Genomic DNA, 20,950 nt, shown 5'->3' with positions numbered 1-20,950 from the left:
AGCTATTTATCCTGTCGTTTCTTTTAGCAAGAGTCAAATAAACAGTGATACTTAAAAGCTGATCTTCATGTTGAATATCTGATTTACCATGATATGAGCAACAAAAAAGCGCCCCGAAGAGCGCTGACTCAAAGGGTGAGTAAGCCCGAAACTTATTGCACCTGTTGTTTAATAAATTCACCTAGTTGCGAGTGATGCATGATTTTAGAGACTGGCAAAATGGTTTTTGCAGGTCCCCACGCAAAGACATTTACAGGGGTATGAGTATGTGTGCCTGTTCCCCAAACAATGTTTTGTGCAGTCGCTTGCTCACGCGCCAGTAGATTACCGCGATCGTTATATGGGAAAAAGGCATCAAAATCGTTGATGGCGGGGATATTCTCTTCAGCTAGGTATTTATGCCCCGCTAGACGGTAAGGGTTTGGTTTGCTCTTTAGCACATTTTCAGCCTGCTTTTCGGTGATTGGAAAGGCACTACTGCTATTGACAATATCGGCGAATTTTTTGGCTGTTTGCTGGGATTTTTCAAGCTTTTGAAATTCACTGATCATGCCGTAATAGCTCTGTTTTTGGTTGTATAGCCCGTCGAGGATGTTGAATTGGCCGAAGTTAAAATTAGGAGCGTAATCGCGCTGGCTAAATGCGGGTCCGGAGCGTTTTTCAGGCTTGGGTAGATTGTCGGAAGAGTAACTAAAGCCAAATGAGCCCGTTTCATGGTCGGCAGTGACAATGATTAAGGTGTCATCTCTGCCTTTTGCCCAATCGTAAACAGAACTGATGGTTTCATCGAACTTAATCATCTCATGCAACATGGTACCAGCGTCATTGCTGTGACCAGCCCAGTCGATTTGTCCGCCCTCAACCATTAAGAAAAAGCCGTTTTTGTTTTTTGATAATACATTGAGCGCTTTGACGGTCATCTCTTTTAAGGTTGGCTCAGTGCGGTTTGGGTCGTTTTTGGACTGGCTGTAGGCGATACCATCTTTCATACCCGAGTATGCAAATAGACCAAGAAGCTTGTTTCCTTGTGCTTGCTCTAGCATGGTTTTATTAAATGCTAAGCTGTAGCCATCCTCGCTCGCTTCAGCTAACAAGTTACGCTCATCTTTACGCTTAGACTTAAGGTACACATCGCCTTGCGTTAGCTGCTCAAGCTTATTGTAAGTCTCACCTTTGTCATTTGTAGATTTTGGGATCCAGTGACGCAGGCCACCAGATAGCATGACATCAACACCTGTTGCTAACATATCTTCTGCAATTTTATTCTCAAGCGAGCGATGTGGCTGGTGGGCGGCAAATGCTGCCGGGGTTGCGTGGGTTAGGCGTGTATCTGAGACTAAACCGGTCGCTTTGCCTAAGCGTTTCGCTTTCTCTAGCACCGTTTCAACATTGTTACCTTGAGCATCGATACCAATCACTTCAGATGCGGTGTAAATACCAGTTGCAAGCATGGTGGCAGAGCAGGCGGAGTCAACAACTATCGCATCTTCCGGATGCGTTAAGGAGGAGCCGATAACACCTTGCTCTGCTAATTTAAATAAAGCTGTGGTATCACCTTTGTATATCGAATGTGGAGCATTGTTGGCGTAGGTTTCTAATAAACCAACTTGTTGTGGTCCCATGCCGTCACCAATCATCAAAATGACATTTTTGATTTCGGCAGAAAGCGCATTGAAAGAGAGCGTCGTTGTTGCCACTGCTACAACGAGAGGTTTAATTAACTGCTTCATTGTTATATTCCTTCGTTCAAAAAGCCGCGCCAGTTAATCACCACTCAATGACAGTTTTGTTGCAATCATAAAAGCTTCACGAACTCGAAACGCAAGTGACATAAAAAAAGCCCACCGAGGTGGGCTTTGGTCTTAGGAAGGAGTATGAACAATGGCTAATTTGTCGCAGCAACAGCAACCGCCTGATTGAACTCTTGCCTTGCAAGTTGCGCTTGCTCTGAAGCTGTTAGCTTATTTTCTTGCGCCCTGTTGACGTCATCCAGAGCTTGCTGGAGTGCATCTTGAAGTTCTTGTGGTAAGTGGTGATCTTGGAACGCCTCTTCACCGAAGTGTTCAAGGGCAAAAGCACGGATACGTTTCTTCACTTTCATAACTTGAGAAAGTGCTTCGCGCTCTTGTTCTGCTGCTTCTTGGGCCAGATCACGACTCTTTTCAAACCTTGCCAATGCTATACCTTCTAATGACCAAGGGTCCATTTCTGGTAGTTCTTCGATATTGATGGTTGGTTCGACGTAGTCTTCTTGATGGCGAAGATCGAGAGTAGTGGCTCTGACGGCTGAAATCATCAGCATGACTGAGATGCCAAGCAATGGCAGACCGCCCACAATCGCAGCGGTTTGCAAAGTGCTTAAGCCGCCAAGAAACATGAGCACCGTTGGCAGGAAGGAGAGGGTAAACGCCCAGAACATACGGTTCCAGCGCATCGGTTCTTCTGTCACGTTGTTCTGTACTACAGAAGCAAGAATGTAAGAAATTGAATCAAATGTAGTTGCAGTAAATATGACACAAAGTAGCGTGAAAACAGCGATAACCATTGTGCCCATCGGTAATTCTGCAAGCATTGAAAAGATGGCTTTAGTGGCTCCTTCGGTATTAAGAATATTGACCACGTCAAGCTCACCAGAGAGCTGCAGTGATAGGCCGTAGTTCCCCAAGATCATAAAAAATAGGAAACAACCTAATGAGCCAAAAAAAATTGAGCCAGAGACCATTTGTTTGATGGTGCGACCGCGGGAAATACGTGCAACAAATAAGCCCATGCTAGGGGCAAAAACCAACCACCATGCCCAGTAGAAAATAGTCCAATCTTGTGGGAAATGGGTATTTTCAAATGAACCATAACCACCAAATGGCTCTGCCCAAGTCGCCATAACGAAGAAGTTAGATAACATTCGACCAATGGAGTCTAACCCCGTTTCGAGCATGAAAATGGTAGGGCCAGCGCAAAGAACAAAGGCAAGTAACCCCATCGCACCCCAGAAGTTTATGTTACTCAAGATCTTAATGCCTTTTTCAAGGCCAGCGTATGAGGAGTAAGCAAATATCGCGGTGCAGACAAGCAGCACGGCCACTTGGCTTAACGTACTTTGAGGAATACCGAATAGGAAATTTAGTCCTTCGCCAATAAGTGGAGCTGCCAAGCCTAATGTTGTTGCAGCGCCACCTAGTAAACCAAAAATAAACAGTACATCAACGATCTTACCTGCGACTCCTTTGGTGCGTTCTTCGCCGATAACTGGCATTAACGCACTGGAAACTTTAAGTACGGGCTGCTTGCGCACATAAAAGAAATAGGCAATTGGCAGCGCGGGAATGAGGTAGATCGCCCAAGCAATGGGGCCCCAATGAAAAATACCGTAAGTGGCTGCCCAGCGTACGGCTTCTTCACTGCCGGGTTCGAGCTGAAAAGGTGGTGATTGGTAGTAGTATGCCCACTCAATACAGCCCCAATATAAGATACTGGCTCCAATACCACCGCAAAATAACATCGCGGCCCATGACGCTGTGGCAAACTCCGGCTTTTCGTCAGCATCGCCGAGCTTAATTTGTCCCATGTCGCTGAATACGACATAAATCATAAAAAAGAACGCGCCCAAACCAAGCGCAAGATAAAGAAAACCGAGTTTATCGGTCATAAAAGTTTTGGCGAGTGCTATCCAGTCGGCGCCTTGCTGGGGAAAAAGGATCAACGGAAAAACGATGACCAACAGCAAGCCGATAGCACCAAAAAAGGTAGGTTTATCAATTAACGAGAAAGAACTCTTCACGGTATTCGTCCATAAATGTAGATGCATGGATTATGAAGTGACCGTGAATGAATCAACAAACAGAGTGTCTTATCGTTATCACAAAAATAATTAGCGCAGTCTCTGAAATAGCCTAAGTCTGACCGTGACAAAGTATCACCGTCAGATCAAGGCCAGTAAAATGCCTCCTACAGTTGCCGCAGCGGAAAGGTATTGCCCCGCAGAATAAGAGCCGTCTTCCTCTTCTTCAATTTTATCCGGGTGATCCATTCCTAACGCGCCATGAGCAAAAGACTCCACCTTATCTCCGACAGATTTCTCTTTGCCCTCTGCAATTTTGTTTTCTTTTTCAATATCTTGTAAAGCAGCAAGCAGAGCCTTACCTTCAGCTGAAAGGGTGACTTTGTTTTGCTCTACCTTCAGTGGTGCAGCTCCATTATCTGCAACCGAAGAGTTTGCTTGAGGCTTTACCTGTTGGGCAGGTGTCAGCGAGGCTGGCCCCATTCCTACTGGTGTCATAGTTTTCTCCTTACAACATCCTCAATCACTGTATCGACCAACGAATGAAAAACTTGCGCAATTTATTCGCACTTTGTATTGAATTTATTCAAGCAAAAATTACGCCTGATTTATGTCGGTCAATTCTGACATTGGAAGAAAAAGTTACTATTTGCAGCTAAGGTCATCATTTCTATGACTTAAATTTTGAAAAGCTTTGATCCGATTCTCGTCCTTTATGAAGCGAGCCGGAGGGTCGAGTACCCACAACAAATAATCTTTCGCAATGTTATCGGTGATATTTGCCTCAGCATTTTGCGTGCCAATAGGTGTAATCACAGCAATATTCAAATCTGGGTTGCGCTTCAGCAACGAAGTTTTGAGTCCTAATCCCTGTTGAACATGAAATTTACCGGCAATATGCAAAATGGTTTTGTTTGGGTGCGCCGCTAAATACTGAATCATGCTTTCGGCCATGGTTTCATCCCAGCTCATTTGGGCTGCGAACATGCGTTCGGTTTGGTCACTAATGCCATGATGCATAGAAGACATAAATTGTCGTTTGTAGGCAGAATCTTGTGTATCAATGTTTTGAGCAATGAGCTGACGTTGTGGTTGTGAAAGAGTCTCTATGTAAGGTGTTCCTAGGCGACCAATACAGCGAACAAGATGTTTAGGTGCATTGGCTGCAATCACGTCGAGATTGTTTTGTTTTGCATACTCCATCAACGGGCGATAATCACTTTCATAATTTGGCCAAGCGTTGCCTTCTGTGATTAAGGGTTGCTCTCCAATGTCGCCCGCTAAGTATTGATCAACAATGGGTTGAGCATCACGAGAAAACTGTTCCATGGATAAGGTGACAGGAATGCCTTGTTCATTCAATTGACGCAGTATGTCAGTTTGGAAACGATGTATAGCTGAGTGAGTATGCCACTCGCCAACCAAAATAATGTCGGCAGTGAGAAGCTCAGAAGGTAATTTCGCCAAACTAATGGGGTGACCTTGAGGAGATGTGAAATGATAGTCGTAAAACGTGCTAACGGATGATGCGGTTGTAGTGACACAAGCTGACAATAAAGCGCTTAAAGCGAAGGGAAATAGTATAGGACGCATGAAAGCCTCCTTGGTTGGAGAGTCGGAAGTATGAGGTTGAGAGTAGCAGTTCACGGCGTAAAACGGAAAGTGCAAACCTGATAATGGCCTACAGGTAAGCACTTTCTATTCAGTTTAGGCGTGGCCTAATAGGCGAAAGTTCCAATTTTCGACGTCACCAGTCTCTAACCGTCGTTTGACTTTCTCCATCCAGCTATTTGAAAGGCGTTCTTGTTGCTGTAGCTTGAGCAAGCCTGAGCGTTCAAGTGGTGTTGTGAAAAAGCAATCACAAACTTCACGGATCGTCATCGCATTTTCGACACGCTCAACCAGTATTAATGGGTCGTTCACACTAACTAATCCGGGTTGAATAACACGAAAGAGCCAGCCGCAGCGGCTAATGTCTTGCATATCCACAGAAAACTGTTCAACTCCCCAGCGCTTACTTAGTTTATAGCAGGGAGAACGAGGTTGGCTGACTTCAATGACCGCTTCACCCCATTGGTAACGGTCACCCAAATAAACCGTCTCTTCAGTCATCCTCTCAGTACTGATGTTTTCTCCCATGCCTGGTGCTTGCCAGATATGTTCAGAACGGTACTTTTGTTGCCAATAAGCGTAGTGTTCAACGGGATACTGATGGAGTGCTCGTTCGGGGCCACCATGGTGTTTGTGATCGGCACATTGATCACCTTCTAAGCCAGTCATTGAAAGGTATAGTGCTTGTTCAACCGGACGTTTTGCTATCGCAGTTTCCATACCAAACTGCTGTTTTACTTGCCCAACAAAAACGCCTAATAGTGCTGTCTGATGATTCACCATCTCCCTCCATTTCGTCGTGAGTGGTTATTGCTTGCGGTAGACTCTCAGCATAAAGTCTGTTTCGCACTCAAACAAGTCAGGTCGTTTTAACTGTTCGCGTAACTCATCGGTGGCTTTCCAGGCAAATGGGGTCATTTGCAATAAATCGAACGCATCCCCATCTTTAAGTTGCATGACATAGCTCAGTTTCTCTTCATGTTCTAAAACAAAACCATCAATGGATTCAGGCTGTTCATCGTGTAGACGAACGTCTTGATAAATGTGCTCACGTAACTGATATAGGTGACGGCCAGCAGGCGAAACGGTGATCACCACACCATTGTTTCTAACGCAACGGTGAAGTTCTTCTGCCTTACATGGGGCATAGATGCGTAAGATGGCATCAAGTGATTGATCTTCAAACGGTAAGCGATGACTTGATGCGACGCTAAAGTGGCAAGAAGGGTAACGTTTTGCCGCATAACGAATGGCAACTTTGGAAATATCGAGACCATAGGTCATCGACTGTTCGCTTTTTGTGGTTAATACGCGAGCGACTTCGTCGGTGTAATAACCTTCACCACAACCAATGTCTAACAGTGTGTGTGATGTGCCTTCGAGATATTGAGCGCATATTTGAGCTACGCGCTCTCGCATAGGGTGGTAGTGGTTACGCTCAAGGAATCGACGTCTTGCTTGCATCATTTCTTTATTGTCACCTGGATCTTTTGAACGTTTGTGATGTGCTGGCATCAGGTTGACGTAACCTTCTTTCGCCAAATCAAAATGATGGTTATTGTCACATTGAAACGTTTTGTCTGACTGACGAAGCGCTTGGTGGCAAAGTGGGCACTGGTAACTCATATCGATCTCAGGGTGCAGAAATGGGGGCAAAATTTTAGCAGGAAGATAAGAGTCGATCTATAAGGTTATACTTTATGGAACTCTGGTTGGTATTTTATGCTTACCCAATTGAATTAGCTGCAATATGGTGAATTCATGTTGTTTGGTAAGCGTTGTGTAAATTGAATAAAAAATAGGCAGAAAAAACGCTCATAAGCAAACGATTTGCTATCTTTAGTTATTCTTAAGTGTAACTCCAAAGCATTAATTAATATTAAATAAGGATTAGTAATATTTTAAAAAGTCATCCTTTTCCTACGAGAAGTGGAATCTCTGTCACTATAATTGACGTTTAGCTGACGTTTATGACCCTTGCTTAACACGTCAACATTAAAAAAAGTGATAATAGCATTAAATATTTGCATGTAGTTAGATTTGACCACAACCAGATCAACGACTTTTGGTTCCGTTGGCTTAGATTGAGAGCGCTTAATGAGTGAAAAGAGACACTTTAGTCTTAAATTCGTATTTCTTGTCCCAGCCTTGTTATCTCTTATCGTTTTGGCGTTGACAGTAAAAAACTACTACGATGCTGTAAATCGCGATATTGATGATGAGTACGCACGCATTACTCGATCGCTAGAACGTTCGACCAAAATTCTGACTGCTTTAGATTACAGTTTCAGTAATTATCATAAAGCGGGCTCGGATATGATGTTAGAGCACAATAGCCGAGTGAATAATGATTTATGTCAGATGTGGCCAATTGATGCGCTTCTTTTAAGTGACGGTGCACATCTGGATCTGCCACAAGTCGATCTAAGTTATATGGTGGTTGGCAATGCAAACCTATGTACGCCAGCTAGTGCGCTATATCAGCGTGTAACACAGCAAATATCTTTAGCTCCGATACTTTCCTTTTTGCACGATGTGGATAGCTTTATTTATGGTATTCACTACGTGGATACTGAGGGATATATTATCTCTTCTCCAGATACACTGGCCCGCAACATATCGTTAGAACTACTCAATACAATTAAAGCACGTCCATATTGGCAACAAACGGCTCAACATCGTGATCAAGTCACGATGACAGGTCCCGGAAGAGCGCTCATTGTGGATAAGGTGATCATGAGCCTTTCAATGTCGGTATATCGTGACTCTTTGCTACAAGGCATGATTTCACTCGATTTAGTGTTGCCGAAACTGATTGCGAACGAAGGCAAACTTGCAAACGAGATCCGCTTAATTGACTTGAATGCAGAGTCTATTCCTAAAAATAGTGTTCGATTTGAGCCTATCACCATCGATGGTGTGATGTCGTCTCATGCGCTTTTGTACCAATTAGACTGGGAAAATGAGATCGGAAACTTTTTTGTTTTTGAAAGATACAGTTTAGTGGTTGCAGGGTTTATTTATGTGCTTTCAGTGATTGTATTGGCTTATGTCAATGGTCATGCAGAGCGTGTTTATTTGAAAGACTTGGCTGCCAAGGATCCGATGACGGGGCTTCTCAACCGTCGAGGTATGGAAGAGTTTTTAAGTAATACGATCCATAAAGACAATGTCATGCTTGCTGTTTTTGATATCGATAACTTTAAGTCGATTAACGATACCTATGGCCACGATGTCGGTGATAACGTGATTTGTTACATGGCGGATCAAATCGAATGCAACATTCGCGACTGTGACGCAGCGGCGCGCTTTGGTGGTGAAGAATTTGTGATTTACCTGACATGTAGCAACGTCCAAAAAATGCACCGAATCATCGAACGCATCAAAAATGAAATATGCCAACACTCATATAAAGTTGTGGAAGGTGGGTTTACGGTTTCTGGTGGCGTCGACGTTGTTAAAAACGGTAACTGCGACTTCGAAGGCATGTTCAAAGCCGCAGACAATAAACTCTATCAGGCAAAAGAGACAGGTAAGGACAAGTTAGTCTTTTAACGTCTAATTTGTAGTTTGAAGCAGTTGCGCTTGATAGCGTTGTATATGGTTTACAATCGGCTCTGCCTTGTTAAAGGTACGGATCTCTCTAAATAACTCGGCAGCTTCAGGGTATTGCTGACGAAGGTACGAGAACCATTGTTTGACTCGGTTTGGATAGTAAAGTCCTTTATCACCCTTCATCTCATAACGAGAATACTCAAGTAATAGCTCAACAACCTCGTACCAAGGCATTGGTGCGTGGTTGTGTTTTACCACATTACCTAAGTTCGGCACATTAAAGGCGCCGCGACATACCATGAGCGAGTCGACACCAGTGACCTCACGACATGCTTGGCCATCTTGATAGTTCCAAATCTCACCATTTGCGATCAGCGGAATAGAGAAGCGCTCGCGAATTTGGTTGATGTATTCCCACTTTATTTCACTTGCTTTGTAGCCGCCTTGCTTCGTGCGTGCATGAACCGTGAGTTCATTTGCACCTGCGCTTTGAATAGCATCGACAATCTCAAAACAGTCTTCAGGGTTTTCCCAACCAAGGCGAATTTTAGCTGTCACCGGAATATCTTTTGACACGGCGTCTCGGCACGCTTTTACCACTCGGTAGATCAACTCTGGATGTTGTAATAATGCAGCGCCACCTTTGCTTTTATTGACCAGTTTAGCCGGGCAACCAAAGTTGAGGTCAATACCTTTGGCACCAAGGTTTTCCGCTACAACAGCATTTTCTGCCATCCACTTCGGATCTTGGCCAAGCAATTGAATATGAACAGGTACACCGGACTTCGTTTGTGAGCCTTGATCTAATTCGGGACAAAGACGTTTGAACACGTGCTCTGGTAATACTTGGTCAACTACGCGTACGAACTCCGTCACGCAGAGATCGTAGTCGTTAATATTGGTGAGGATCTCACGCATTAAATGATCAAGTACGCCCTCCATCGGGCCCAAAACAACTCGCATATACAATCGCCTTAAAAAATGAAGGCGAGATTGTATTCGGCTTACTCAGGGAAGGTCAATGGCATTTGTGGTGTAGAGGATGCTCGTGAGCTGGTGATACGTGTTTCACCAGTGAGTGGGGAGTAGTAAAGAATAGGAAGATTTTCATCGGCTGAATAGCCAGTAGTGTAATAGTAGTAGCACTCATTCTGGCTCGTGTACCAACTAACAATGTCAGTAGTAGAAGGTAGTACCGTACCTGTAGTGGTCTGAGAACGAATAGTGATGTCAGTGCTGAGTAATGCTTGCCACAATGCAACGCAGTCAGAGCCACGAATGGCCTGTCCATCGTTAAGAGGAAGCTGATTCACAGAAATGGGAAAACCTTGTGCGGAAGGATAAATATCTTCTTGCCCATAATCGACAATCTGAGTAACTGCGGGCTCACCTTCAACTAACCATTTTGTATGAAATAGGACGGTTGCTGAAGTAAAGTTTAAAAATGCGGTACTTGCACGACTGGCATGGGCATCTCTTTGAAAATTGACGAGTTTAGGCATGCTGAAGGCGGCTAAGATCGCTAAAATGACAATCACAACAACTAATTCTATTAGAGTAAAACCTGATCTCTTATTCATGTTAATAGCGCATTGGTTTAGTTGAAATCATATTATGTTTATTAATATATAAATTCAAAACTAAAAGATAAAATTATGCGTTAGGTAGGCATTCGTATCTTTGCGGGTAACAGGTATAATGCCGATAATTTTAGAAATAACAGAAGTTCACTATGAGTTATCAGATTATCTGCTTACCAGAAGGCCAACATCAGGAGTCTCCTCTATTTATCGAAGGAGTTATCTTAGCGGCAAACTTAGCAACAAAACCTCTTGATCCTGAAAGTTGGCTAAAAGAGATATTTGGTGATGATGCTGAATCTATGAAAGATCTTGTGGTCGAACAGATTAACCTTCAATACAACCAGCTTAAACGAAACGAATACTCAGTTTTGAACTTGGTTGAAGGGAAGCAGCAAACTGAATCACTTGCTGATTTAGCTGAAGGTTTCATGTCTTTGTGGCCTCAAATCGAAGCGCAATGGTTTGAAATACAAGTTGGAGATGGCACCTTGCGGATGTTACAGGCGCTATTAACCACCATGATGCTCGCAATCGATGAACCTCAAACACAGTTACAGATGAAAGAAGCAGGCGTAGAACAGCCCCCTTGCCTTGCAGATATGGTTGAACAGATTGATCTCATGATTAATGAAGTGGCTCATGCAGCAGACGCTGCGCAAATGGGGTTGCAATCTCAAAGTGTCAACCCATATAAAGATGTGGGGCGCAATGATGCTTGTCCTTGTGGTAGCGGCAATAAGTTTAAACAGTGCTGTGGCAAATAGCTGACGTTACGTGAACATAGAATCTTTCTAATCAGTCATCATCGTTACATAAGAGATGGCTAACGGAGTATCCTGAATGAAAAAACTCTTCGCTTTGTTGTTTGTTAGTTTATCTGTGGCCTCAGCGCCAAAAGATGAGCTAAGTGAACGTTTACAACTGACAGAAGGTTTTAGTGCCGACTTTACACAACAAGTTGTCAGCCCTGAAGGTGATGTTGTCATGGAAGGGGAAGGGAAAGTAGAGATTGCTCGCCCAAGCTTATTCCGTTGGACAACCACAATGCCTGATGAAAACGTATTGGTCTCAGATGGTAAAACACTGTGGTATTACAGCCCGTTTATTGAGCAAGTCAGCATTTACTGGCAAGAGCAAGCCACTGAACAGACACCATTTGTTCTTCTCACACGTAACCGTGCAAGCGACTGGAGCAATTACAACGTTGAGCAAAAAGGGGATGTGTTTACGTTAACACCAACAGCAAAAGGCTCGAATCAAGGGCAGTTTAATCTCGAAATTGACAACAAAGGTGCAGTAAAAGGTTTCACCGTTTTGGAACAAGATGGGCAGAAAAGTGCGTTCCATTTTGAAAATATGAAGCTAACAAAACCAAAAGCAGACCGATTTACTTTTGTTATCCCTCAGGGGGTAGAAGTTGATGACCAAAGGAACTAATCCTCAGTGAGCAACTACGTGTTTGATTTTTCAGGGGACGAAGATTTTCGTCCCCTTGCTGCTAGAATGCGCCCAGAAAAACTGGAGCAGTATATTGGGCAGCAACATATTTTGGGCCCAGGTAAGCCACTGCGCCGTGCGTTAGAGGCAGGCCACGTACATTCGATGATTCTCTGGGGACCTCCGGGGACAGGGAAAACCACGCTCGCCGAAGTGGCAGCAAATTATGCCAATGCAGAAGTAGAGCGAGTGTCGGCGGTGACTTCTGGTGTGAAAGAAATCCGTGCGGCTATCGAAAAAGCGCGTGAAAATAAAATGGCAGGTCGCCGGACCATCTTGTTTGTCGATGAGGTGCATCGCTTTAATAAATCCCAACAGGATGCTTTTTTACCCCATATTGAAGACGGGACAGTGACGTTTATTGGGGCGACAACAGAAAACCCATCGTTTGAGCTGAATAACGCTTTGCTGTCACGAGCGCGTGTTTACAAACTTACATCTCTAGCGAAAGACGATATCCAACAAACCTTGAAACAAGCAATAGAAAATGAAGAGCGGGGACTGGGAAATGTTGCCGTGAATTTTGTTGATAACGTATTGGATCGTCTAGCGGAGTTGGTTAACGGTGATGCGCGAATGTCGCTTAACTATCTTGAACTGCTCTACGATATGGCAGAAGAGGATGAGCAGGGCATTAAGCAAATTACCTTACCTCTGCTCGCTGAAGTTGCAGGGGAGAAGGTTTCTCGCTTCGATAACAAAGGGGACATTTGGTACGACTTGATCTCTGCAGTTCACAAGTCTATTCGAGGATCAAATCCTGATGCAGCATTGTATTGGGCGGCGCGAATGATCAGTGCGGGCTGCGATCCACTGTACATCGCGCGTCGATTGCTTGCGATTGCTTCTGAGGATGTGGGCAATGCGGATCCTCGCGCCATGCAAGTTGCATTGTCTGCGTGGGACTGTTTTACCCGCGTTGGCCCAGCAGAAGGCGAGCGAGCGATAGCGCAGGCCATCGTCTATTTAGCGTGTGCTCCGAAGAGCAACGCGGTATATACCGCTTGGAAACAAGCGCTTGTAGATGCACATAACCAACCAGAGTATGAAGTCCCGCCTCATTTGCGTAATGCGCCAACGAACTTGATGAAAGATCTCGGTTATGGTGCGGAGTATCGATACGCTCATGATGAGCCTGGTGCCTATGCGGCAGGTGAGCAATATTTACCGCCAGAAATGGTAGGGACACAATACTACCATCCTACAAATCGTGGACTTGAGAGTAAAATTGCTGAGAAGTTAGATTACTTGGCTAATTTAGACGCAAAAAGCCCACAAAAGCGCTATGAATAACCGCCTTTTTTGGATACATTTATTCGGTTAAAAATTTTAAACGTGCCTGCATGATGCAGGCACGTTCTTTCACCACTAAAAAGCATAGGATTAACAATGCTGGATTCTAAATTACTTCGTACAGAGCTGGATGAAACAGCTGCAAAACTGGCACGTCGTGGCTTTAAGCTAGACGTAGAGACAATCCGTACACTTGAAGAACAACGTAAGTCCATTCAAGTAGAAGTTGAAAATTTACAATCCACGCGTAACTCCATTTCCAAGCAAATTGGCCAGAAAATGGCTGCTGGTGATAAAGAAGGCGCTGAAGAGATCAAGAAGCAAATCGGTACTCTAGGTAGCGATCTTGATGCGAAAAAAGTTGAACTTGATGCGGTAATGGCAAAACTGGAAGAGGTCACGCTTTCTGTACCAAACCTGCCAGCTGATGATGTGCCAGACGGTAAAGACGAAGATGATAACGTAGAGATTTCTCGTTGGGGTGAGCCAAAAACTTACGACTTCGAACTAAAAGATCACGTTGATCTTGGTGAAATGGGTGGCGGTCTTGATTTTGCAAGCGCAACTAAGATCACGGGTGCGCGTTTCATCGTTATGAAAGGCCAATTCGCTCGTCTACACCGCGCAATTGCTCAGTTCATGCTAGACCTTCACACAGAAGAACATGGCTACTCTGAAATGTACGTACCGTACCTAGTGAACTCAGACAGCCTATTTGGTACCGGTCAGCTACCAAAATTTGGTAAAGACCTATTCCACACTGAGCCTCTAGAAGAGAAAGTGAATGACGAAGAGCCGCGTAAACTGTCTCTGATCCCAACGGCAGAAGTACCAGTAACTAACATGGTTCGTGACACGATTTCTGACGAAGCTGATCTACCGCTTAAGATGACAGCGCATACGCCATGTTTCCGTTCTGAAGCGGGTTCTTATGGTCGCGATACTCGTGGTCTAATCCGTATGCACCAGTTCGATAAAGTTGAGTTAGTTCAGATCACTCGTCCTGAAGATTCAATGGATGCGCTAGAAGAGCTAACTGGCCACGCTGAGAAAGTTCTACAACTATTAGAGCTACCTTACCGTAAAGTGGTTCTGTGTACTGGTGACATGGGCTTCGGTGCTCGTAAGACTTACGACCTAGAAGTATGGGTTCCAGCACAAGAGACTTATCGTGAAATCTCATCTTGTTCAAACATGTGGGACTTCCAAGCGCGTCGTATGCAAGCGCGTTTCCGTCGTAAAGGCGAGAAGAAACCTGAGCTTGTACACACGCTAAACGGTTCTGGTCTAGCGGTTGGCCGTACTATGGTTGCAATCCTAGAGAACAACCAAGAAGCTGATGGTCGTATCGCAATCCCAGCAGTACTTCAGAAGTACATGGCTGGCGCAACGCACATCGGTTAATAAAATAAATAACGCATAAACTAAAAGCCGCCCACGTTAAGTGAGCGGCTTTTTTATTTGTCATTTTGTGTTGACTGCGATGAGAGTAAGTCGGTTCTTCACCGCTTTTTAGCTTTTATGCAATAAGTTACTGTATGACGCCGTTACGCTTCACAGGGATAGTTCTGTCGAATGTATTGATATGAAGACTCGACATCATCTGGAACCGTTTGCTCAATTTGATATCCCATTTTGGGATAGCTTTTGATGCGTTCAAAATCACCCAGCATAGCCGTTAACACCATATCTAGGTGCATCTCGTCACTTAAATAATCAAAGAATGGGGCTGTTGGTGAGGTGACCTGTATTTTCGGCTCACCATGTGGCCACTGCTGCTTGAAGGTGGCGTAAGCACGGCGCTCCATAAATGGCTTTTGAATCAGTAGAAAAGAATCAAAGTGAAGTTGCTGCTCTGCGAGTTTTTGAGCTGTAAGTGTAACATTTTCACCCGTATTGGATGACTGAGTCTCAAGGATTATATCGCTGGCTGGTACACCGCAGTCTTTTGCAATGGCTGCGAAGGTTTCTGCTTCTGATTTCTCAAATACTCCCTCTGTGAATCGGCCTAGGCCACCTGAAAAAATGATCTTTTTCCCGAACCCACTGGTGTAAAGTTGGGCTGCGTATTCTGCGACGCGTAAATCATTGCTGCATAAAACAAATAAACAATCAGCGGGGGTGATTTGCTGATGCATTTGAAGGTAGTCCCAAAGGTTTTCAATGTGACGAAAGAGGTACTGACGCATGACTGCTCCTCAAAGGGTTAGATAATCTCCAACACATGTTGGAAATGAAAGCGATAACCTAAGCCGATCAATTTGTCGGCGATGATGCGTTTATCCGGTTTAGAGACAATGCTTGGTAGTGGCTCTGTCGAATCAACGCTCGCTAATGCAGCTTGGTAAAACTCAGCTTTATTCACTGTGTTTGGTGTTGTGGCATTAACGATTTCATTCTTAATTTGTAGGGCTGCAAAACTTACCGCTCCAATCGCATCGGTCAGGTGCAGCATATTGGCGGGCGCTACGTCGCTCACTTGTTTTAATTTGCTGACAAAGTTAGATGGATGGCGATTAGGACCAACAAGCCCACTGCATCGCACGATAGCATATTCAACATCACTTTGAATGACAGAGGCTTCAGCCTCAAGCATTGTTAGTGCATTTTCGCTGAACTGAGAATTATGCCTTGCTGTTTCTAAAGAAGCGCACGGCTCTGCCATGTCGGTGGGTGAGGATGGATAAACCGTGGTGGAACTGACCATCACCAGTTTATTCACCTTTGCTTTCTGCGCTGCTTGGCTAAGTGTTTGCCACTGCGTCGCATATTGTTTTCCGTAACCTTTGCGAAAACCAGGAGGGAAGCAGCCAATTATGATCTCGATGTTTAATTGCTTGAGTTGAGTATCTAGCTCTTTGGCATCATTAAGATCACAAACAAACGCATTGAAGCCGCTTTGAGCTAATGTATCAGCCCCTTTTCTAGTGGTGCTTGTGACCCAGACTTGGTGTCCGATGCTGTCGAGATATTGTGCTAGAGGCTTTCCTAACCATCCTGCACCGATAATGGCGATTGCTTTCATTTCAATAACTCCCTCAATTGTGATCGCAAAGCTGTGTTAATTACGGATGAACTCGATGTTTGGTGTTGAATGACATCGACATTTGCTAACCAAGATAATTGTTCAAACTGTATTGGAAGTCGTATCAGTTGGCCACTTTCTAACATGGGCAATGCGATATGGACAGGTAGCAATGTCCAGCCGATTCCGGCGCTGACTAATTCGAGTAAAACATAGTAGTTATCTGCATGCCATACATCTGGACTTAAAGGGGTCATAAAGCTACTTGTTTTGCCGTTTTTTGAACGCAACAGCAGTTGGCGGTGAAGGCGAAGTTGATCGATATGTTGGGTTTTGACGGCTGCAAGTGGGTGGTGTATACCGATGTAGACGTCAAATTCTACGCTGCCGATAGATTCAAAATCGATCCCTTGTGGTAAGTGGAGTTCACTGAAAATAAGGCCAGTACTGACGCGTTTGGATTCGACCATTTCTATCACATCACTACTGGAGGCGGTAAGGAATTCCAGCTCTACGTTGGGGTAGTGTTGGCAAAAACTGTCCACAACTTTCGCTAAGTTATTAAGCGGCAGACCTTCATCGATGGCAATTGATATCTGATGGTGTCCATTTTCTTCCAGCATCGTAACGCTGTTACAAAATCGTTGATGCTGCGCTAAGGTGGCTTGAGCAAAAGGAAGAAGGTGTTCACCTTGATGAGTTAGCTTAGGGTAGCGCCCTTGCCGATCAAATAGCTCAAACCCACAATCAATTTCAAGGTTGATGACATGTTGACTTATGGCCGATTGAACTTTGCCAAGTTGCCGTGCTGCAGCTGAAAATGATCCCGTTTCTACAGTGACAACAAAAGCTTCAAGCTGTTCTAAATTAAACATATCTCTTATATAGATGGATAGTAACTTTTTATTATCTCTATGTTAGATGAATATGGTTGAAAATCCAGCCACTATTTAGAGATAACATGAAAACGAATGAACGAATTTTCCATGCGATATTGTTTGAAGCACTTGCATTGATGCTGATTGTGCCAATAACGTCCCTCGTCACCGGGACGGAAAGTGGTGATTTAGTCATTGTCGGTGTCGGGCTTAGCGTGTTTACAGTCGCTTGGAACTACGTATATAACCTTGGCTTTGATAGATACATTTCAGCGGAAAGAGAAGGGCGAAGCCTTGCAATGAGAATTGGTCACACTGCAGGGTTCGAAGGAGGGTTAATTTTTATTACGGTGCCCACTATTGCTTGGTTTTTGCAGATCAGCATTGTGAATGCATTAATGCTAGAGGCTGGTTTTTTGATCTTCTTCTTTTTCTATGCGACGGCGTTTAACTGGTGTTACGACAAATATCAGCCGTATAAAAAGTGGGTCAGGTACTCGGAGCTAGGTTGAAATGAAGTGACTTGCTGCCTAGGTCGGCAGCAAGTCTGTTTCTTAACGGCTAGTCAAAACTCGCAAAATCTTGTCGGCATGTTCAGCCACTTCGATACCTTCACTGGTTAAGTAACCCCCATCCGGCAAAGTACATAACCCTTTTTCATACAGCTTCTTAACTGCATCTTGCATATCTTGGGCTGCGTCGTGATGAACTTTGATACCTGTGGCCGCGCTGCTAATGTCGAACTGCAGTATTAGGTTTAATTCGGCTAAATGCTCAGGAAGATATTTCATAGGATGTCCTTCTATTGTCATTAATACTGACGTTAATCTTGATTGCCATAGTACGCAATGCAATAAGTGCAGAAATGTTAGCTGTGTGAGGAATCTATGGTGGGTGGGGAAGAAGACGCAGTGTGTGTTGCACTAATAGCTATTTGTTATATAAATTTAATTGTTTATGAGTAATTAAACTAAAGAAGAGTAATCTTAAATTTACTAAATAAAAACAATGCATAACTTATTGTTTTTATTGGTTTGTTTATGCCTTCTATTGTTGAGTGTTATCTATTTTCATTCAGAGATATTCAGAGCTGGAATAGAGAAAATGTCGCATTAAAAACATTTTTGGTAAACATTGGAAAATGCACTTGAATCTTTAATTGAATAGCGAGATTATCCGCGCCCACTCGATTACATGTTTCTAAATGTTTCCACTATGATGAACTTGAACCAATTTGACTCTCTATTACCGCCGCAAATGGCTGAACGTGCCGCTGAAATCGGTGTGGGTAAAGCAACCAAAGATCCTGTTAAATCCTTTTTGTTAGCCATATCTGCAGGTATTCATATCGGTATTGCTTTCATTTTCTATACAACTGTAACCACAGGCACAGGAGACATGGCTTGGGGTTTGAGTCGATTGATTGGTGGGTTAGCATTTAGCTTAGGCCTTATTTTAGTGGTCGTGACTGGGGGAGAACTGTTTACCAGTTCTGTATTAACTTTGGTTGCGCGTGCCAGTGGTAAAATTACGTGGAAAACACTCGCGAAAAACTGGTTCGTTGTATACATCGGTAACCTAGTTGGTGCTCTATTGCTGGTTGGGTGCATGCTGGTGGCAAAACAGTATATGTTTGACGGTGGTAAAGTTGGCCTTAATGCGATGGCCATTTCGCAGCATAAATTGCACCACGGCTTTTTTCAGGCAGTAGCGCTTGGCATTATGTGTAATGTACTGGTTTGTGTAGCGGTGTGGATGACTTTCAGTGGTCGTACATTAACAGATAAGATCATGGTGATGATCCTTCCTGTTGCTATGTTTGTTTCGGCAGGTTTTGAACACTGTATCGCAAACATGTTCCAAGTACCGATGGCAATTGGGATTAAATATTTTGCACCAGAGTCTTTTTGGCAGATAACCGGAGCAAACATTGCAGATTATGCAGACCTTAACCTGATGAACTTCGTGATGAACAACCTAATTCCGGTAACCTTGGGGAACATCATTGGTGGTGGTTTCTTTGTTGGCGTTTGGTATTGGTTAATCTATCTACGTGACTAATTGCTATTTGAAGGAAAAGGCTCGCATTGCGAGCCTTTTTTGATCGTATTATTCGAAAAACATGGTCTGCGATAAGCCATGAGTTTCATTAGAAGGTATAGACGTATGCTGGGCAAATAATTGCCCAATCATGGTTGCTATCCAATTGTATGCATTTGATTAATAGGGTTATCCACAAAATCTGTGGATAAGATCTTCAATATCATTTGAGTAATTTCACCAGTACATTATTCGCTTTTCAATGACACTAATATCTTTCCGTATGGGTTGATGCAATTTCGAACCGCCAGCGTTAAAGAGATTGTGGTGGAAAGACTCATCATGACAAAGATCGCGATCATGATCATCGCTTGATACTTGATCGCAATAATAGGTGATGCGCCGCCTAAAATTTGACCAGTCATCATGCCGGGCAGTGTTACCAGTCCCATTGTCGACATAGAAGCCAATGTCGGTGCCAAAGACTTTTGGATTGCGCTGCGAATGAATGGTAGACATGCGTAATGAGCTGATGCCCCTAAAGCGATTGCTGCCTCATATTCAGACTTCCGTTCTTGGAAAGAAGTAAACAAATTCTGCAATGCGACGATGTTGCCACTTAAGCTGTTACCAAGCAGCATGCCAGCCAGTGGGATCATGTACTGAGCACTATAGAAAGGTTGAGGCTGAACAATCAGCAAAATAATCGACCCAAGCACGGGTAACAATGAAAGAGAGAGTCCAGCGCTGACAGGTAAGAACAGCCTTGCTTTCGGTAGTGATGCTTTTCCTATCACGGAAGAAACACCCACTAACACCATAAACATCAACCAAGCTAGATTTACCACAAGGCTGTTTAGCGTAAACAAATACTCAAGGTACAAGCCCACTAAGATGAGCTGAACCGTCATACGCACTACGCTGATGATTATGTCTTTTTCAAGCTGTAGTTTGAGGTAACGACTGACGCTAAATGGAACCAAGAGTGCAAGAAAGAAAAATCCTAATAACGTCCATGAAATATCAACTACGCTGTTCATACAGACTCCGGAAAAAGCAGTTCCTAGCATTGTACTTCATCTTGTTATTTTCAGGGATGAACGGTCGAAATTAAGATCGAAAATTTAACATCTCTACTAACCAACAGCATACAACTACCTGATTAATAGCACGTTCATTACGTGTTATATCTGCGGCGGAGTGGATGATTAACATACAAAATGTTGCGTATTTGTGTTTGTTTTAACAGTATTGAAATGTGCTTATTTTTTCATATCTGTTCATATTTAGACACATGAATTGTTATTCCAACACATCTCTGGATGAGCTCAAAAAAGTGTTGAATAACAAGGTTTGAGACAGTGGATTTGATTGAACCTTACTAAGAGTATGGTCTAACATTTTGTATTAGATAACGTTAAAAAAACTTCGCTTGCTTAGCAAGTGACCAAATAACACTAGATACAAAATAGGCAAATGTATGAGTGATGTTAATAAAATTGAGAGTGGTGAAAAACACTCCATGGAGTGGAAGGCTTTCCTCTTCATTACGGTTGTTCTCTTTCCAATCTTGAGTGTTGCGTTCGTCGGTGGCTACGGCTTCATCGTTTGGATGCTTCAGGTGTTCTTCTTCGGTCCTCCTGGCGCACACGGTTGATCAAAAGGTTCGATTCCACACTTTTAGAACAGA

General features: G+C 43.7%; 21 protein-coding genes. 8 read left to right on the top strand and 13 right to left on the bottom strand.

Going from position 1 to position 20,950, the window contains the following annotated elements; translation table 11 throughout:
* Window positions 1–152 precede the first annotated feature (152 nt).
* From ACQEXS_RS11955 to rlmA, 6 genes are all read right to left on the bottom strand, one after another.
* Complete coding sequence (locus tag ACQEXS_RS11955) at window positions 153–1,730, bottom strand: alkaline phosphatase (protein WP_427013982.1); 1,578 nt, start codon at window positions 1,728–1,730, stop codon at window positions 153–155.
* A gap of 155 nt (window positions 1,731–1,885) precedes the next feature.
* On the bottom strand, window positions 1,886–3,778 hold the full coding sequence (locus ACQEXS_RS11950; RefSeq protein WP_427013981.1) for a BCCT family transporter: 1,893 nt from the start codon (window positions 3,776–3,778) through the stop codon (window positions 1,886–1,888).
* 141 nt (window positions 3,779–3,919) lie between these two features.
* Complete coding sequence (locus ACQEXS_RS11945; protein ID WP_427013980.1) at window positions 3,920–4,276, bottom strand: hypothetical protein; 357 nt, start codon at window positions 4,274–4,276, stop codon at window positions 3,920–3,922.
* 147 nt (window positions 4,277–4,423) lie between these two features.
* The gene (locus ACQEXS_RS11940) at window positions 4,424–5,371 is read right to left on the bottom strand and encodes a ChaN family lipoprotein (RefSeq protein WP_427013979.1); all 948 of its coding nucleotides are present in this window, start codon (window positions 5,369–5,371) and stop codon (window positions 4,424–4,426) included.
* A gap of 114 nt (window positions 5,372–5,485) precedes the next feature.
* Window positions 5,486–6,172 (bottom strand): MOSC domain-containing protein, encoded by a 687-nt coding sequence (locus tag ACQEXS_RS11935; protein ID WP_427013978.1) that lies wholly within the window; start codon window positions 6,170–6,172, stop codon window positions 5,486–5,488.
* 24 nt (window positions 6,173–6,196) lie between these two features.
* On the bottom strand, window positions 6,197–7,015 hold the full coding sequence (gene rlmA / locus ACQEXS_RS11930) for a 23S rRNA (guanine(745)-N(1))-methyltransferase (RefSeq protein ID WP_427013977.1): 819 nt from the start codon (window positions 7,013–7,015) through the stop codon (window positions 6,197–6,199).
* 471 nt (window positions 7,016–7,486) lie between these two features.
* Between rlmA and ACQEXS_RS11925 the strand changes: the two genes are divergently transcribed.
* Complete coding sequence (locus tag ACQEXS_RS11925; RefSeq protein ID WP_427009241.1) at window positions 7,487–8,944, top strand: GGDEF domain-containing protein; 1,458 nt, start codon at window positions 7,487–7,489, stop codon at window positions 8,942–8,944.
* 3 nt (window positions 8,945–8,947) lie between these two features.
* On the opposite strand, the gene dusC is transcribed toward ACQEXS_RS11925, so the two are convergent.
* Window positions 8,948–9,907, bottom strand: a complete 960-nt coding sequence (dusC, locus tag ACQEXS_RS11920) for a tRNA dihydrouridine(16) synthase DusC (RefSeq protein WP_427013976.1) — start codon at window positions 9,905–9,907, stop codon at window positions 8,948–8,950.
* A gap of 41 nt (window positions 9,908–9,948) precedes the next feature.
* The gene (locus tag ACQEXS_RS11915) at window positions 9,949–10,524 is read right to left on the bottom strand and encodes a type II secretion system protein (RefSeq protein WP_427013975.1); all 576 of its coding nucleotides are present in this window, start codon (window positions 10,522–10,524) and stop codon (window positions 9,949–9,951) included.
* A gap of 152 nt (window positions 10,525–10,676) precedes the next feature.
* Here ACQEXS_RS11915 and ACQEXS_RS11910 point away from each other — a divergent pair, with 152 nt between their 5' ends.
* From ACQEXS_RS11910 to serS, 4 genes are all read left to right on the top strand, one after another.
* Entirely contained in the window at window positions 10,677–11,291 is a 615-nt protein-coding gene (locus ACQEXS_RS11910; RefSeq protein WP_427009244.1) for an SEC-C metal-binding domain-containing protein, read from the top strand.
* Window positions 11,292–11,367: 76 nt separating this feature from the next.
* Window positions 11,368–11,964: an outer membrane lipoprotein chaperone LolA gene (lolA, locus tag ACQEXS_RS11905; protein WP_427009245.1), complete on the top strand. Its 597-nt coding sequence runs from the start codon at window positions 11,368–11,370 to the stop codon at window positions 11,962–11,964.
* A 6-nt stretch (window positions 11,965–11,970) separates the two neighbouring features.
* Entirely contained in the window at window positions 11,971–13,317 is a 1,347-nt protein-coding gene (locus ACQEXS_RS11900; protein WP_427013974.1) for a replication-associated recombination protein A, read from the top strand.
* A gap of 96 nt (window positions 13,318–13,413) precedes the next feature.
* Entirely contained in the window at window positions 13,414–14,721 is a 1,308-nt protein-coding gene (gene serS / locus ACQEXS_RS11895; RefSeq protein WP_427013973.1) for a serine--tRNA ligase, read from the top strand.
* 143 nt (window positions 14,722–14,864) lie between these two features.
* Here serS and ACQEXS_RS11890 read toward each other — a convergent pair whose 3' ends face one another.
* The 3 genes from ACQEXS_RS11890 to ACQEXS_RS11880 are packed head-to-tail and all read right to left on the bottom strand — an operon-like array spanning window position 14,865 to window position 17,217.
* Window positions 14,865–15,506: a YdcF family protein gene (locus tag ACQEXS_RS11890; protein ID WP_427013972.1), complete on the bottom strand. Its 642-nt coding sequence runs from the start codon at window positions 15,504–15,506 to the stop codon at window positions 14,865–14,867.
* A gap of 17 nt (window positions 15,507–15,523) precedes the next feature.
* Entirely contained in the window at window positions 15,524–16,342 is an 819-nt protein-coding gene (locus tag ACQEXS_RS11885) for an NAD-dependent epimerase/dehydratase family protein (RefSeq protein ID WP_427013971.1), read from the bottom strand.
* Window positions 16,339–17,217 carry a LysR family transcriptional regulator gene (locus ACQEXS_RS11880; RefSeq protein WP_427013970.1) on the bottom strand — a complete coding sequence of 293 codons (879 nt, stop codon included), beginning with the start codon at window positions 17,215–17,217 and terminating at the stop codon, window positions 16,339–16,341. The genes ACQEXS_RS11885 and ACQEXS_RS11880 overlap by 4 nt, the downstream gene beginning before the upstream one ends.
* Before the next feature lie 86 nt (window positions 17,218–17,303).
* Here ACQEXS_RS11880 and ACQEXS_RS11875 point away from each other — a divergent pair, with 86 nt between their 5' ends.
* Window positions 17,304–17,732 (top strand): PACE efflux transporter, encoded by a 429-nt coding sequence (locus ACQEXS_RS11875; RefSeq protein ID WP_427009250.1) that lies wholly within the window; start codon window positions 17,304–17,306, stop codon window positions 17,730–17,732.
* A gap of 42 nt (window positions 17,733–17,774) precedes the next feature.
* Here the strand turns inward: ACQEXS_RS11875 and ACQEXS_RS11870 are convergent, their stop codons facing one another.
* On the bottom strand, window positions 17,775–18,011 hold the full coding sequence (locus ACQEXS_RS11870; protein WP_427009251.1) for a TIGR02647 family protein: 237 nt from the start codon (window positions 18,009–18,011) through the stop codon (window positions 17,775–17,777).
* A gap of 427 nt (window positions 18,012–18,438) precedes the next feature.
* Between ACQEXS_RS11870 and focA the strand changes: the two genes are divergently transcribed.
* A complete protein-coding gene (focA, locus tag ACQEXS_RS11865; protein WP_367989187.1) occupies window positions 18,439–19,281 on the top strand; it encodes a formate transporter FocA in 843 nt (280 codons plus the stop codon).
* Window positions 19,282–19,508: 227 nt separating this feature from the next.
* Here the strand turns inward: focA and ACQEXS_RS11860 are convergent, their stop codons facing one another.
* Window positions 19,509–20,300, bottom strand: a complete 792-nt coding sequence (locus ACQEXS_RS11860; RefSeq protein ID WP_427013969.1) for an ABC transporter permease — start codon at window positions 20,298–20,300, stop codon at window positions 19,509–19,511.
* A 440-nt stretch (window positions 20,301–20,740) separates the two neighbouring features.
* On the opposite strand from ACQEXS_RS11860, the gene torE reads away from it, so the two are divergent.
* Window positions 20,741–20,917, top strand: a complete 177-nt coding sequence (gene torE / locus ACQEXS_RS11855; RefSeq protein WP_367986841.1) for a trimethylamine N-oxide reductase system protein TorE — start codon at window positions 20,741–20,743, stop codon at window positions 20,915–20,917.
* Window positions 20,918–20,950: the final 33 nt, after the last annotated feature.

The organism is Vibrio sp. TRT 17S01 (assembly GCF_050113695.1).
GTDB lineage: Bacteria > Pseudomonadota > Gammaproteobacteria > Enterobacterales > Vibrionaceae > Vibrio.
The sequence above is the reverse complement of the archived record's forward strand: the minus strand, read 5'-3'. Positions and strand labels throughout refer to the sequence as shown.